The sequence below is a fragment of the Stenotrophomonas chelatiphaga genome, from assembly GCF_001431535.1.
In the GTDB taxonomy this organism is placed as follows: domain Bacteria; phylum Pseudomonadota; class Gammaproteobacteria; order Xanthomonadales; family Xanthomonadaceae; genus Stenotrophomonas; species Stenotrophomonas chelatiphaga.
The window spans coordinates 22,624-37,878 of record NZ_LDJK01000037.1 but is presented as its reverse complement, the minus strand read 5'-3'; the positions used below and the strand labels follow the sequence as shown (position 1 = coordinate 37,878).

General features: G+C 68.0%; 11 protein-coding genes. 4 read left to right on the top strand and 7 right to left on the bottom strand.

The window, feature by feature from the left end:
- Positions 1–78: 78 nt before the first annotated feature.
- A complete protein-coding gene (locus tag ABB28_RS09260; protein ID WP_057508352.1) occupies positions 79–1,206 on the bottom strand; it encodes an alpha/beta fold hydrolase in 1,128 nt (375 codons plus the stop codon).
- Between the two features lie 115 nt (positions 1,207–1,321).
- Positions 1,322–1,810 (bottom strand): RDD family protein, encoded by a 489-nt coding sequence (locus ABB28_RS09255; protein ID WP_057508355.1) that lies wholly within the window; start codon positions 1,808–1,810, stop codon positions 1,322–1,324.
- A gap of 57 nt (positions 1,811–1,867) precedes the next feature.
- On the opposite strand from ABB28_RS09255, the gene xerD reads away from it, so the two are divergent.
- Positions 1,868–2,845, top strand: a complete 978-nt coding sequence (xerD, locus tag ABB28_RS09250) for a site-specific tyrosine recombinase XerD (RefSeq protein WP_057508354.1) — start codon at positions 1,868–1,870, stop codon at positions 2,843–2,845.
- A 4-nt stretch (positions 2,846–2,849) separates the two neighbouring features.
- Here the strand turns inward: xerD and ABB28_RS09245 are convergent, their stop codons facing one another.
- The gene (locus ABB28_RS09245) at positions 2,850–3,923 is read right to left on the bottom strand and encodes a hypothetical protein (RefSeq protein ID WP_152983436.1); all 1,074 of its coding nucleotides are present in this window, start codon (positions 3,921–3,923) and stop codon (positions 2,850–2,852) included.
- A 108-nt stretch (positions 3,924–4,031) separates the two neighbouring features.
- On the opposite strand from ABB28_RS09245, the gene ABB28_RS09240 reads away from it, so the two are divergent.
- Positions 4,032–4,799 (top strand): thioredoxin fold domain-containing protein, encoded by a 768-nt coding sequence (locus tag ABB28_RS09240; RefSeq protein WP_057508350.1) that lies wholly within the window; start codon positions 4,032–4,034, stop codon positions 4,797–4,799.
- Positions 4,800–5,120: 321 nt separating this feature from the next.
- On the top strand, positions 5,121–5,345 hold the full coding sequence (locus ABB28_RS18125) for a hypothetical protein (RefSeq protein WP_161809863.1): 225 nt from the start codon (positions 5,121–5,123) through the stop codon (positions 5,343–5,345).
- Positions 5,346–5,402: 57 nt separating this feature from the next.
- Here ABB28_RS18125 and ABB28_RS09230 read toward each other — a convergent pair whose 3' ends face one another.
- The 4 genes from ABB28_RS09230 to ABB28_RS09215 form a co-directional block, all read right to left on the bottom strand.
- Positions 5,403–7,496 (bottom strand): glycosyl hydrolase family 18 protein, encoded by a 2,094-nt coding sequence (locus ABB28_RS09230; RefSeq protein WP_057508348.1) that lies wholly within the window; start codon positions 7,494–7,496, stop codon positions 5,403–5,405.
- Between the two features lie 324 nt (positions 7,497–7,820).
- The gene (locus ABB28_RS09225) at positions 7,821–9,095 is read right to left on the bottom strand and encodes an OTU domain-containing protein (protein ID WP_161809862.1); all 1,275 of its coding nucleotides are present in this window, start codon (positions 9,093–9,095) and stop codon (positions 7,821–7,823) included.
- Between the two features lie 25 nt (positions 9,096–9,120).
- Complete coding sequence (locus tag ABB28_RS09220; protein ID WP_057508346.1) at positions 9,121–9,810, bottom strand: hypothetical protein; 690 nt, start codon at positions 9,808–9,810, stop codon at positions 9,121–9,123.
- A gap of 86 nt (positions 9,811–9,896) precedes the next feature.
- On the bottom strand, positions 9,897–10,856 hold the full coding sequence (locus tag ABB28_RS09215) for a hypothetical protein (RefSeq protein ID WP_057508345.1): 960 nt from the start codon (positions 10,854–10,856) through the stop codon (positions 9,897–9,899).
- Positions 10,857–10,995: 139 nt separating this feature from the next.
- On the opposite strand from ABB28_RS09215, the gene purL reads away from it, so the two are divergent.
- Positions 10,996–14,877: a phosphoribosylformylglycinamidine synthase gene (gene purL, locus ABB28_RS09210; RefSeq protein ID WP_057508344.1), complete on the top strand. Its 3,882-nt coding sequence runs from the start codon at positions 10,996–10,998 to the stop codon at positions 14,875–14,877.
- Positions 14,878–15,255 lie beyond the last annotated feature (378 nt).

Below are 15,255 nucleotides of genomic sequence, written 5' to 3'. Positions count from 1 at the left end.
GGTCTCACCCGTTCGACCCAGCCCCACCGCCCGGCCCACCCCAGAAGCCGCCCAACAACCGAAACCCGCGAGGGGGTCTCACCCGTTCGACCCACCCACGCCGCCGGCAAGCGCCATGAAATTCGCCTCGACCGGCGTCCGCGGCGCAGGGCACAGGCCGTCCGGGGCAGACACATCACGCGACATCCAGTCGTCCACCACGCCACCCAGCAGATCGATCCGCATCGGCAGGGTGATGTGATCTTCGCCGCGCATTTCGATGTAATGCGCACGCGGACTCGCCTGCGCCAGCCGCCGCCCCTGGTCCACGCGGATATGCTGGTCCTGGTCACCGTGCAGCAACAGCACGCAGGCGCGGCTGGCGGCGACCGCACGGCCGACGTCCACCTGGTCCAGGTCCACCCCCAGCCGCCGGTTGGCTGCGGCGATCACCGCGTCCATGTCCTGGTCGGCATACCGCCAGCGGGCATACGCCGCCACGGCCTGTGCCTTCCAGCCACGCGGCTGGCTGGCCAGCAGGTGCGGGATCATGCTGCGGATCGCATCGCCGGCGTTGGCGAAGGACTCCATCGCCACGACACCCTGTACGTCGTCCCCCAGTTTTTCGGCGGCGAACAGCGCGGTCGCCGCGCCGTAGGACACCCCGAACAGATACAACGGACCCTGCACCTCACCGCGGGCACGCAAGGCACGGATCACCTCGATCACCTCGTCCGATTCCACCGTTCCATACCCCGCCGGGCCACCGCCCGAGTGACCATGGTTGCGCAGGTCGATGGTGATGACGCGATAGCCGGACTGGGCCAGCTGCAGCGACCACGGCAGCATTGCATCGCCACTCATCATCCAGCCGTGCAGCACCACCACGGTGCCGCGCGGCGCCTGCGCATGGAACGGCCGCGGCGGCTCCAGTCGAAGGTCCATGTCCAGCGGCTCACCGCCTTCATGGCGCGGGCGCGCATAGCGGTAGCGCAGGCCATGATCGCCGGCATCGAAAGCACGCCAGAACAGGCGCACGTGTTCGCGGCTGGTGACGTAGCCACTCCGGTTCGGCAGGGTGGCGATGGTGGCTGCGATATGGGCCTGGTCAAGCAACGGCGAGGCGCCGCCCGGAGACACCAGGCGTTCGCTCAGCGAGGTGGAAGCAGTAGGAGAACAGGCGGCCAGCCACAGGCACGCGCAGGCCAGCAGCAGGCGCATCATCATCACGGCATCGAACGGATTGGCCGCACAGGCTACGCAGCGTGCCGCCCTGCGATCTATCGTGGATCGATGACGGCTTGATGACAGTGCGGCGTTGGTTCAGCCACGCCGCCGGACCTCAGCGCCTGGGCCGGCGGATCATCCGCGTGCCGCTGGCGCGGTCGTGCCAGGTCAGCCGGTCGCGGTCGACCAAGGCCCACCAGAAGCCCAGTCCGGCCAGGCCCAGGGACACACTGGCAACCGCATAGCGTGCCCACAACGCGCGCAGTGACGGTGCCTGCGCATCATCGCCGGTGACCGCGATCCGCCACGGCCGCATGCCCAGGGTCTGGCCGCCGCGGCGCCAGCTCCAGGTGGCGTACAGTCCGGTCAGCACCCAGCAGCACGCCCACAGCGCCCACTGCCAGCGGCTGAAAGGGGCGATGTTTTCGTGCGTGGCATGGCCGGTGACGGTGAACGCGATGACGAACAGGGATCCGGCCAGCATCCACAACGCAAGCGCCGGGAACAGGTCGTACAGCAAGGCGAGCAGGCGCCAGCCAAGCAGCGCGGCAGGGCGCACCGCGGTAGCAGCAGGGGCGGCGGGGGCATCATGCGGATCAGCCATGCGGGGAAGCATACGCAATGCTGGTGGGGTGTGCTGCGCGCCGCGTATCCTGCCCGCATGTCCGTTGCTTCCACACCCGCAGAACGCCGCCAGCTGGTCCAGGCGCTACCCGAACTGGATGCCGCCGATTCGGTGGCGATCACCCGGTTCCTGGATGCGGCCTGGGCCGAACACGGCCTGGCACGGGCCAGCGTGGACAGCTACCGGCGCGACCTCGAAGGGCTGGCGCGCTGGCGCAGTGGACAGGTCGGCGGCCTTGCCGGCGTCGATCGCGCCGGGTTGTTCGACTATCTGGCTTGGCGTACCCGCCACGGCTGGTCTCCGCGCAGCAACGCCCGCCTGCTGTCGGCCCTGCGCGCGTTCTTCGCCGACAGCGTACGCCGTGGTGCCCGCAGCGATGACCCGACCGCGCTGCTGGACCCGCCGAAACTGCCACGGCTGCTGCCCAAGGCACTGGCGGAAAGCCAGATCGATGCGCTGCTGGCGGCCCCCGACGTGGATACGGCGCTGGGCCTGCGCGACCGCGCGATGCTGGAACTGATGTACGCCGCCGGCCTGCGCGTCAGCGAACTGGTGGGCCTGCCGGCCACCGCGGTGAACCTGCGCCAGGGCGTGCTGCGCGTAACCGGCAAGGGCAGCAAGGAGCGCCTGGTGCCGCTGGGTGAAGAGTCGCAGCACTGGCTGGAGCGTTACCTGCAGCAAGCCCGGCCGCAGTTGGCGAACAAGCGCAGCGTGCCCGCCGACGCCGGCGGCCAGGTGCCATTGTTCATTGAACCGAGCCTGCGCCCGCCCAGCCGGCAGGCGTTCTGGCACCTGGTCAAGCGCTATGCGCTGGTGGCGGGTATCGACATCGCGCGGATCAGTCCCCACGCACTGCGGCACAGCTTCGCGACCCATCTGCTCAACCGCGGGGCCGACCTGCGCGCGCTGCAGATGCTGCTTGGCCACAGCTCGCTGTCCACAACCCAGATCTACACGCTGGTGGCGCGCGAGCACCTTCAGAAGCTGCACGCCAGGCACCATCCGCGCGGCTGATCGGTCAGGCGTCGCTCGAATCGTTGCGATGCAGGGCGACCCCTTCGGCCCGGCGCGTGACCAGCTCGGCTGCGACCTCCCGCTCCAGGCGATCGGATTGGTTCTCCCACAGGGGACGTGATGGGTGATCAAAAGGTCCGCTGGTCCTCGGGACGCGCTGCCTGATGTACTCCAGCAGCTCGAACGTGCGCTGACAACGCTGGTCGCCCTGCGCGAGCCCTCGAACGCTCGGATCCACTACGTCCTCCACGGCGGCGGCGACCTCGGCGCGGAAGTGCTCATACGTGGGCCAGGGCCAGGGGGCGCCCCACACGCCGTTGGCCAGCCGCAGCCAGGATGGCGGTATCTGCAGCGCAGGGTCAGGGGCCGACGTGGCCAATGGCAACCCGGTGGAGAGGTCCTGCAGCAGCGTGCGGACGGGCTGCCAGGCTTCAACCGGCCCGTCCGGTTGCTGGGATGCGATGAAGGACAGGATGTCGCGTGCCGCTCGGCGTTCCACCTGATCCATCTGGTCCAGCGGGCACGCCGCGTCGACGGCTTCCAGGTGCGCCTGCCGGCGGACCTGGGCCAGCAGTTCGGTGGAACCGGTGATATGGCCCTTCCACACCGCGTCAGCCAGCATGCAGCGCGCCCGCGTACGAACCATGGCCGGTGCCAGCAGGGCGCCCAGCTCCTGCTTCTTGGAGTCGGCTGCCGCGCAATAGGCGCGGACCAGGACGCTCCGGAATGCTGATGCGGTGGCTACCGGCTGGCGTGCGACCGCCCCATCGCAATCACTTTCAGGACCCAGCCGCGTATTGAGCAGCACGTCCTGGTCGGCAAGCCGACGGGCCTGGTGGTACAGCTGGCCAACGCTCAGGCGCCCTTGGCTGAAGCGGTCGGCGAGCTGTTGCTCTCGATTGTCGATGCCCGTCAATGCAGCGCTGAACCGGGAGGGAGAATAGTGCGAACTGGCCAGCCTGACCTTGGCGGCAAGCTGGTTGAGAACGGTCGCCCGGAACATCAATCCGAGCTGGCTGAGGATCTGCATGGAGGCGCCCCGTATTGTTTTGCAACGAGCTTGCAGCAGGCGTTTCATCAAAGCTTCCATCAATCGCTCGGGCGATTGCGACACCGGCAGCCCATCGCACGACGCTCAGCCCTGCTGTGCGAGAATCTGCTTTCCTCATGATCCCGCGGGCCCCCGATGTTCCGAGTTCTTACTGCCGCACTGTTCGGCATGCTCAGCCTCAGTGCGTGCGCGCAGCCCGCGCCGCCGGCCGCGAAAACGACGACGGCCCCCGCCGCGTCGCCACGCGGTGGTGCCGAACAGAGTGTCCGTGCCGCATTGACCCAGCTGGATCCCAACTTCAAGCCCGACTACATCGGTGCGGCGCCGTTCCCGGGCTTCCGTGAAGTGGTCGTATCCGGCCAGGTGCTGTACGTGTCCGATGATGGCAAGTACCTGATGCAGTCCCAGCCCTATGACATCCAGGCCAAGGCACTGGTCAACAGCGAAGGCCTGCTGGCGTATCGCCGCGGCCTGCTGGAGAAGGCCAACCACGGTGACCGCATCGTGTTCGCCGCGCCCAATGCCAAGCACACGATCAGTGTGTTCACCGACATCGAGTGCGGTTACTGCCGCAAGCTGCATCAGGATGTTGCCGAGCTCAACCGCAACGGCATCACGGTGGAATACCTGGCCTTCCCGCGCATGGGCCTGGGCAGCAAGGATTACACCGACATGATCTCGGTCTGGTGCGCCAGTGACCGACGCAAGGCGCTCACCGCCGCCAAGCAGGGCAGCCCGGTGCCAGCGAAGAACTGCACCAACCCGGTGGCCATGCAGTACGCACTGGGCCAGCAGCTGGGCGTGAATGGTACGCCGGCGATCTTCGCCGAAGACGGCACCCAGCTGGGTGGCTACCTGCCGCCGGCGCAGCTGAAGGCCGCACTGGACCGCCGCGCGCGCTGATGCGGACATCGGTCATGGCGCCGGGCCATCCGGCGCCGTGAACGGCGGCGCAGTGCCGCAAAACTGCAAGTCGACGCCGCCGCAGTCGCGCATTGTAAGGGTCCCCTTGCCGGATACCTGCCCATGATTCCTGCTTCTTCCCCTGTTGCCCTCGTCCAGACGGTGACCAGGCTCGACACGCGGCCCCTGCCTGCAGGCGGTCACCCGATTTCCGTTGCGCCCACTTTCGTCGGCAACCGGCCACCGCAGCCGGCCCCCACGACGGCGGCCAGCAACGACGGAGCCACCACGCGCGCCGGTGGGCGGGAGCTCATCCGCCAGGTGTCCATCGACAGCAACGACTCGGCAACCTGGCCGCTGGGAGCAGAGGACGACGCCGTATTCCTGAAGGCGCCGTCGGCCAACAAGGCGTCATCCGGCAACTGGCCGCTGTCGCCTGCACGCGTTTTCTGTCTGGCACCGGCAACGCCGTATGGACGCCTGGACAGTGCCGCGCTGTCACGCTCCGCCAGTGCGCCGCCTTCGGTTCCAGCGCGGCAGAACTGAGCTGCCCATCGAGCCAACGACGGCTCTCCGCGCTGAGCGCGGAGAGCCGTCCCGGGCTTACTTCAGGCCATCACTGATGCTGCGTGACAGCGTGCCCTGCGCATCATCGCCACTGAACTCCCAGAAGAACGCGCCACCCAGGCCCTGCGCTTTGACGTAGCCCATCTTGCGGGTCACGTTGGCGGGGGTGTCGTAGCTCCACAGGGTGTTGCCGTTGTAGGCCCACGTGGCGCCGGCGGTGGCGTCGGTGTAGGTCGGCCAGCCCAGGTTCTTCAGCACCTTCCAGTCTTCGATGCCGGCTTCATAGGTGCCGGGCGCCGCACCGGAGGCGGTCTGGTACATGCCGTTGTTGCCGCCGCCCACGCCGTTCCAGCCGCGCCCGTAGAAGCCGATGCCGAGGTTCAACTTCGAGGCCGGCACGCCGCGTGCGAGGAACGCCTCGATGGCGTCATTGCTGTTGTACAGCAGCTGATCGCCGGTGGACGGGTCGGCGGCGGTATTGAACAGCGCCGAGTGATGGTTGGTCCGCGGGTCCCACGCGCCGTGGAAGTCGTAGGTCATCACGTTGATGTAATCCAGGTACGGATGATAGGCGGCGGGATTGGTGACCCGGATCTTGTCGATGCCGGCGCCGACCGCCACCGTCAGCAGCAGCCCGGGGCGCACCGCATCCAGCTGGCGGCGGAACTCGGCCAGCAGCGCGGTGAAGTTGGCATTGTCCTCCGGTGCACCGCAGGCGATGCCGCAGGCAACCGGATACTCCCAGTCGATGTCGATGCCGTCGAACACGCCCAGTGCCGCACCGGGTCCGCCTGCGCCATCGGTGACCGGCAGGTTGCCGCGGATGTAGGCATCGATGCAGGACGCCACGAACGCCTGGCGGTTCTCCGGGCGGGCGGCGCTGGAGAAGCCGCGCGACCAGGTCCAGCCGCCCAGCGATATCAGTGCCTTCAGGCCGGGATGCTTGGCCTTCAGCTGCTTGAGCTGGTTCCAGTTGCCACGCAGCGGCTGGTTCCAGCTGTCGGCGCTGCCGCTGACACTTTCACCGGCCGCGAAGGACTTGCTGTAATCCGCGTACGCGTCACCGCCGGCGCCGGTGTTGGGATCCGATGGCTGGGTGATGCCGACCTCGCAACGATTGTTGCGCACGTTGCCGAAGGCGTAGTTGATATGGGTCAAGCCGGCCGCAGAGCCGCTGCTGTCGATGTTCTTCACCCGATAATTGCGGCCATAGATGCCCCACTGGGTGAAGTAACCGATGACCCGTTTGCCGGTGCCATCACCGCCGCCGGCAAGCGTGGCGGCACTGACCGTACTGCCTTGGGCGGAGGCGTTGCCGGCGTTGTCCCGCGCACGCACGCGGTAGCTGTAGGTCGTGGACGGCGACAGGCCGCCATCGACATAGGCGGTGGCCGATGGCGAACCCACCAGCGCGCCGTTGCGGTACACGTCGTAGCCGGCCAGGCCACTGCCGCCGGCGTTGTCGCTGGCCGCATTCCAGCTCAGCGCGATGCTGTTGGCCGTGCGCGTACCCACCGCAAGCCCGGCGGGTACGCTGGGCGCGGTGGTATCGCCACCGGCGGCGTTGACGGTGATGGTGATGGTGGCGGTACTGGCGGTGGCGTTGCTGTTGTCGGTGGCCACCGCGCGCAGGGTATGCGTGCCGGCGCTGGCATTGGCCCAGCTGGCGCTGTACGGCGCGCTGGTGTCGATGCCGATCGAGCTGCCACCCCGGAAGAATTCGACCTTGCTGATGCTGCCGTCGGCATCGCTGGCGTTGGCGCTGACGGTGACCGTGCTGCCGGCGCTGAAGGTGGCGCCGTTCGACGGCGAGGTCAGGCTGACCACCGGCGGCTGGTTGCTGCCGCTGCCGTCGCAGGCGCCCAGGTTGGTGTAATACGGAGCGCCAGCGGGATGGTCCGGCTGTGCGTTCCAGATGTCCTGTTTTGCCTGGTAAAGGACTCCGCCTTTCTGCAGGGTATCGCCGGCGCGGTAGATCCTGGCCTGGTCCCACTGGGCCACGCCGCTGCAGTTGGCGGCCTGCGCCAACGCGGGCAGGGCGCCACTGATGGCCAGGGCCAGCAGCCACGCAGGACGATGACGGGCAAGGCGGACGGAACGAGCGGCACTGCGTGCAATCGGGTCATGCATGATGTGTCTCCGATCGAATCAGGTTGTCGTACGGGCCGGGGTGGCGCCGCACGTGACGCGGGACCGGTGGCCGCCGAGCCAGGCGACTGAGGGGGCCGGATGCTACCGTCGGCGTGCTGCGCGGCGGTTACGACAACGTTGTCATCTAATCGGATGTGAAACCGTGCGCCAGTGCGCTTTTTGCCCTCGCGCCAGAAGACCCCGACGCCGCGGCCTGACTTCGGACTACAGTAACGTCGCCGTCGGTCTCCGCGCTCGCGGCGTGCTTGTTCAAGTTCTGGCAGCACCCTCTCCCGCAGCCAGCACGTTCTCGATACGTTCCACTTAGGACGAGCGCGCCTGCTTGATCGAACGGGTAATTTTGCGCTGCATCGCCTCCAACGCCTCCCTGTTCTGCTCCCGGAATTCTTCAAACGCCGCGTCCAGTTGCGAACGGATGGCATCCAACTGGGGCAACGGCAGGTCGCTCATGCTGTCACCCAGCACTGTCATGGCCCCCTCGACCAGCGCCTCGTGCAACTGCTGAAGCCTGTCCGGTGCAAAGACATCTCCGGCCAGGTACGACGCCATCCCCGCGCGGTAACTGTCCAGGGCAACGGTCGACAGGTCGGCGGTGAGCGTCTGCGGACTGGCGACCGCAGCGGCATCCACCGAGTCGTCAACGGGCGCGGGTTGGAGTGGACGCGCGGGCGCCAGCGCGCCGTCATGCGCACTGGCCACCAGCAGCAGCTCCGGGCTGCTCCAGATCAGGTCGGCCAGCTGCCTGCGCAGGTCAAGGTTCGAGGTGGCGCGGTCTTCGGCCTGCAGGGCCGAGGAAATGCAGCTGAAGAAGCAGTCGCCGTTGGCGGGAACGTCCTCGATGACCGGATCCTGGTCGCGGCGGATCAGGCTGAAGTGGTTGCCATGCCGCAGCAGGATGATCTCGTCGTCCTCGGGTGGCGGCAGCTCCGGCCCGTTGCCGCGATGCCATTGTTCGGGCTCGCCGGGGCGATACAGATGGATCGCGTCATGGTCGGTATCCACGATGCGCAGGGCGCGTCCCTGCGGCCATCCGGCCACGTTGACGATGAGCGGCTGCAGGTCACCGATGCCCTCGTTCCAGGTGCGCGGACGCTGGAGCAGCTCAAGGTTCAGTCCGGCGATCAGGCTGGATTTCTCTCCCGCTGTCAGCGTCCGATCAGCATCGGCAGCCGCGAGCAGCGCTTGCCGCAGGTCCTTCAGTGCTTGGCAGGACAGCAGTCTGAGCGAAAGACCGCTTTCACCGATAAGGCGGTCAAACGTGGCCCTGCACAGCCTATCCGGCGGGGCCACCAACAGCGGGCCATGCTGCGCATCGCGCACTGCCGCTGCGAGGTGCTGCGGCTGGGCGTGCAGGTTGCCATCTGCCGGGCGGGGAGGCGCAACGCCGGTGCGGGCGAAGCGGCAGGGAGCCGGTTCCGCGTTGCGCATGTTCGTCAGTGGCATGGGGCGGCGGCCCGCCCGGGTGACACACGGGGTCGCCCTGTGCATGGGCGACGCAGTTGCGTAGAGGACCGGAGAGGCGACTGAAGTTGCTGGCATGGCGCTTTCCTGCAGAACGGGGTAGCCGGCGGCGCGCATGCAGGTGCGCCGCCGGTGGTCCACTTCAAAGGGTGACGTTGCGCGCGGCCTTTATCTCGGCCTGGATCTGCTCCGCTGAAAAGCCCCGCGGCTGGAGCGCGCCGGTGGGCCTGGCGAACATGCCGTCCTGCCACTGCTTCCTGATTGCGGCAATCTGGCTCAAGACCGAGTCGCCGCTGATCGACGGCTCGACACGCGGCGACTGCGCTGGGGGGGGCGGAGACGCTGCGCCAGCAGTCGTCGGGGCAGCATTCGGCGCATCGCCGAGGGCCGGTGGTGCGATACGCGGTGGCTGCGATGCGGTCACTGGCGATGCAGGGCGGTCAGCCGTCCCGGCCGGGCTCGCCGCGACGCTGACCACCATCACGGGCGTAGTCACGCAGAGCGCCCGGTGAGACGTCTTGCCGAGGTGCGCAGCGACATCCGCCGGATTGAACCTGCCCGAGTTGCCAAGCAGCAATCCGGTGAAGCTGCACAGCCTGCGCTGTCCGGTCGTGGACGCCTGCGGGGTCCCTGCGAACGGGGACACTGCGCGCGGCATCCACGCCTGTGTAGCGGCGCGGTAATTTTCGATCCGCTGGGGCTGGCGCGGCAGGGTGGCGATGTTGCCGATGCGTCCCAGCAACCATCCACTCGGGTTGCCCGGGCAGGGACGGGGCAGGCTCGCGGCGGTGCGCGTGACGAAGTTGGGGGCTGAATACAGAGTGCCGATCATGCTGCTGTCTCACGGTGGGAAGGACGGTGAGGGTGGAACCTGCAGCGCCGCCTCGCCGCCAGAAATCGCGCAGGCCACCGCCCCCTTCAACGGCGCAGGCCGATCAGCGCCCGATGAATGCCGTACGGATGCAGCTCGCGCTTCTGCGGTCGGGTGGGGTAGTGGTGCGGTGGATGCGGGCAGCGCGCCGATGGCGTGGGGATCAGTCCCCGCAGCAGGTCCTCCAGGCGGGCCATGTCCGGGCACTCTTGGCGCCGTGCGGCGATCTGGCGCCCACAGGCGGCGGCCTGTGCGCAGAGCGCTTCGTCGGAGCGCAGCTCCTCATCGCCGGACCCTATCGACAGGCCACTGTCGGGCGAGTCGGGTCTGGTGTCATGCGCGCAGGGGGGCGCCGTCGTCGATCGCCACGGCGCGCCCTCGTTGCTGCGGTCCCGCGCCTGTTTCAAGGCGATTGCCCGTGCAACCGTGCCATGCACGACGCTGGTGCTGGTGCGGCTGGGCCACGGACGGTCGCCCTGGCAGATGTTGCGCTCCAGCAGTGGCACGCCGTGCAGGCTGATCAGGCCCAACGGATGGCGAGGATCGCGGTGCAGCGGGCCGGGCAGGGAGGCGAGCCGGTCCTCCAGCGCCCGCCCGGGTTCATGGCGCTTCAGGATCGCACCGACCACTCGGGGTGGGGCAGGCTGCGCAGGGGCGCTCCACGGACCCGTCCGCGCCAGCGCGAACACCCGCGCGGGCGGCAGCGGCAGGCTTGCGTACAGCGGCCGCACTGGCAAAGGCTTCGGCTTCGGCGCGCTGCCCAGCAGGCTGAGCGGGTTCTCCTGCTGGCGCCAGAATCGCATCGCGTTTTCACGCACGGCAGCCAGGCCGCCCGGGTCTGGCCGATGCGCGGCGATCCGGCCTGGGCCGGTGTTGACGATATGCCGGGGCGCAGGGCCGCGATCCAGCCCGGCCGCGCGGATCTGGCGCAGGCCCTGGCGAATCAGGGCGGTCGAGGACAGGTGCCCTGGCGTAGTGGACAGAAGGGTCGCGGAAGCAGAAAGCATGGCAGCGTGCTCGTCGGGCCGGGGGACGATCACCTTTGCGCGTGGTCCGCGCGGCGGCCTCCAGTTATCGGCCATCGGGGCCCGCCACGCCGCTTCCGGTACACTATCGGGCCCGTTTCCCAACCACGGTTCCCCGGACATGATGGTCCTCGAGGGCGCGCCCGCCCTGTCGGCGTTCCGCCGCGAACGTCTCGAATCCCGCCTGCAGTCCATTGCCGCCGATCTGCGCATCAGCGGAGCCTGGCAGGTGTACTTCATCCAGCCCGACGGAAAGGGCACGGCCGATGCCGCCACCCTGTGCCGGATCCTGGAAGCGCGCGAACGGGCCGAGCCCGTGGCCGAAGGCGCCATCCAGCGCTTCGTTGTGCCGCGCCTGGGTACGCTGTCGCCATGGTCCAGCAAGGCCACCGAACTGGTGCGCGGTGCGGGCCAGCCGGTCAGCCGGGTCGAACGTGGCCTGCGCATCGATGTGCTGGGCTGGCCAACCGATCCGGCCGCGCAGCAGGCGCTGGTGAAGGTGCTGCATGACCCGATGACGCAATCGGTGCTGGATACCGTGGAGCAGGGCAGCACGCTGTTCTCCACGCCGGCGCGCGGCGCGCTGGAACGCGTGGCGCTGGACGACCTGGAAGGCGCCAACCAGCGCCTCGGGCTGGCCATGGCCCAGGATGAAATCGACTACCTGCGCGAGCGCTTCGGCCAGCTCGGCCGCAAACCGTCGGACGTGGAGCTGATGATGTTCGCACAGGCGAACTCCGAACACTGCCGGCACAAGATCTTCAACGCCAGCTGGACCATCGACGGCCAGGAACAGGATCGTTCGTTGTTCCGGATGATCAAGAACACCCACCAGCAGACCCCGCAGCACACGCTCAGCGCGTACAGCGACAACGCCGCGGTGATCGAAGGCCATGCGGCCGCGCGTTACCGCCCGGATCCGGCCAGCGGGGAGTACCGCAGCGAAGCGGTCGTGCCCAGCGCCTTCCAGATCAAGGTGGAAACGCACAACCACCCCACCGCCATCGCACCGTTCCCGGGCGCGGCGACCGGTGCCGGCGGTGAAATCCGCGACGAAGGCGCGACCGGTCGTGGCGGCAAGCCGAAGGCCGGCCTGACCGGTTTCTCGGTGTCGCACCTGCGCATCCCGACCCTGCCGCAGCCGTGGGAAGCGCCGCGCGCGCTGAACCCGCGCATGGCCCCGGCGCTGGACATCATGCTCGATGGCCCGCTCGGCGGTGCCGCATTCAACAACGAATTCGGCCGGCCGAACCTGCTGGGCTATTTCCGTACCTTCGAGCTGGCCGAAGGCGGCATCACCCGCGCCTACGACAAGCCGATCATGCTCGCCGGCGGCCTCGGTGCGATCGACCGCGTGCAGGTCGACAAGATTCCGCTGCAGGCGGGCGATGCGGTGATCGTGCTGGGTGGCCCGGCGATGCTGATCGGCCTGGGCGGTGGCGCGGCGTCGTCGGTGGCCTCCGGTGAAAGTGCCGAAGACCTCGATTTCGCCAGCGTGCAGCGCGACAACCCGGAAATGGAACGTCGATGCCAGGAAGTGATCGACCGCTGCGTCGGCATGGGCGTGGACAATCCGATCAAATTCTTCCACGACGTCGGTGCCGGTGGCCTGTCCAACGCCATTCCGGAGCTGCTGCACGATTCCGGCGTGGGCGGGGTGATCGACCTGGGCAAGGTGCCCACCGATGATCCGTCGCTGTCGCCGATGCAGCTGTGGTGCAACGAATCACAGGAACGCTACGTGCTGGGCGTGGCCCAGGAACGGCTGGCCGAATTCGCCGCGCTGTGCGCGCGTGAGCGCTGCCCGTTCGCGGCCGTTGGCGTGGCGACCACCGAACAGCACCTGGTGGTGGCCTACGGCGCCACGCCGGGCGCGACCCCGGCCGACGCGCCGATCGACCTGCCGATGGACGTGCTGTTCGGCAAGCCGCCGAAGATGCACCGCGATACCAACCATCCGCCGGCGCCGCGCTGGCCGGCGCTGAAGACCAGCGGGCTGGACCTGCATGAAGCCGGCCTGCGCGTGCTGGCGCACCCGACCGTGGCGGCCAAGAACTTCCTGGTCACCATCGGTGACCGCAGTGTCGGTGGCCTGACCGCGCGCGAACAGATGATCGGCCCCTGGCAGGTGCCGGTAGCAGACGTGGCGATCACCCTGACCGGTTTCGACGGCGTGGTGGGCGAGGCGATGTCGCTCGGTGAACGCACCCCGCTGGCGTTGCTGGATGCCGCCGCCTCGGCACGCATGGCAGTGGGTGAAGCGATCACCAACCTGTGCGCCGCGCCGGTGGATGCGCTGGATGAAGTAAAGCTGTCGGCGAACTGGATGGCCGCTGCCGGCCATGAGGGCGAAGACGCGCTGCTGTACGACGCGGTCAAGGCCGTCGGCATGCAGCTGTGCCCGCAGCTGGATATCAGCATCCCGGTGGGCAAGGATTCGCTTTCGATGCAGGCGCAGTGGCACGACGCCGGCCAGGCGCACAAGAGCGTGTCGCCGGTGTCACTGGTGATCACCGCCTTCGCGCCAGTGCTGGACGTGCGCCAGCAGCTCACGCCGCTGCTGCAGCGTGATGTGGACAGCGAGCTGTGGCTTATCGGCCTGGGTGCCGGCAAGCAGCGCATGGGCGGTTCGATCCTGGCCCAGGTGCATGCCGACCATGGCGGACTGCCGGCTTTCGGTGGCACTGCGCCGGACCTGGATGACCCGCAGCGCCTGCGCGCCTTCTTCGAACTGATCCGCGATGCACGCCGTGATGGCCTGCTGATGGCCTACCACGACCGCAGCGACGGTGGTGCGTTCGCCGCACTGTGCGAGATGGCGTTCGCCTCGCGCATGGGCCTGGACATCCTGCTCGACGCCTGGGGCGATGATCCGTTCCGCAGCCTGTTCAACGAAGAGCTGGGTGCGGTGGTGCAGGTGGCGCGCGAAGACCGTGCGGCGTTTGCCGACCTGATCGAACGCCACGCCCTGACCGAATGCGCGCAGCGCATCGCACGTCCGACCACCGCCCCCGTGGTGCGGGTGTCGCTGCACGGCGAAAACGTGGTCGAGTGGCGCTGGGAGGCGCTGTTCGACGCCTGGTGGTCGGTCACCCACGCCATGCAGAAACTGCGTGACAACCCGGACACCGCCGACCAGGAACGGCAGGTCGCGCGTGCGTTCAACGCGCCGGGCCTGAAGCCGAAGCTCGGCTTCGATGCCGACGAGGACGTGGCGGCGCCGTTCGTCAACACCGGGGTGCGGCCGAAGATCGCCATCCTCCGCGAGCAGGGCGTCAACGGCCAGGTTGAAATGGCCAACGCCTTCGAACGAGCCGGCTTCAGTGCGTTTGACGTGCACATGAGCGACCTGATCGAAGGCCGCCTGGACCTGGCTGATTTCACCGGCCTGGCCGCCTGCGGTGGCTTCAGCTACGGCGACGTGCTCGGTGCCGGCCGCGGCTGGGCGACCTCGATCCTGGAGCGCAGTGCGCTGCGTGATGCGTTCGCGGCCTTCTTCGCGCGCGAAGACAGCTTCTCGCTGGGCGTCTGCAACGGCTGCCAGATGATCAGCCAGCTGAAGGCGATCATCCCCGGTGCCGAGCACTGGCCGCAGTTCCGTCGCAACGCCAGCGAGCAGTTCGAAGCCCGTACCTCGCTGCTGGAAGTGGTGGAATCGCCGTCGATCCTGCTGCGCGGGATGGCCGGTTCGCGGCTGCCGGTGGCGGTGGCCCACGGTGAAGGCCGCGCGGTGTTCGACACCGCCGTGGACCAGGCCGCTGCACGCGTATCGCTGCGCTACATCGACGGCGACGGCAGCGTGGCCAGCCAGTACCCGCTGAATCCGAACGGATCGCCGGACGGCATTACCGGGCTGACCAGCACCGATGGCCGGGTGACGATCATGATGCCGCATCCGGAGCGCACCCCGCGCGCGCTCAACCTCAGCTGGGCGCCTGCTGAATGGCAGGGCGACTCGCCGTGGATGCGGATGTTCCGCAACGCACGGGCATGGTGCAGCTGAACGCCATTCAGTGATGCGCAGCGCCAATCCGCAGGCGTACTGAGAACCCGCCGGGCAACCGGCGGGTTTTTTCATGCCTGGTTGAAATGGGCGACGTTGAACACCGATCGCTGAGTGAACAGGCACACCTCGCGTTCATCGCTGGATAACAGCCCGTTCACATGAATGCAGGGAACCGAGAAGGCAATCACGTCATTTCTTTTTTCTTCGTCAAGGTATTGACGTCAGGAAATGTTCACGTTAAACTTCTATCTCGTTCTGGAAACATTCAGTCAGCCGCACCCGCAGGACCGCGCGCACCGCTGTTAGTTCCGCTGCTCGCCGTTCGGCAACTGCAGTAAATCACGCGAAACAAGCGCCCTCAGGGGACGTTGGGCC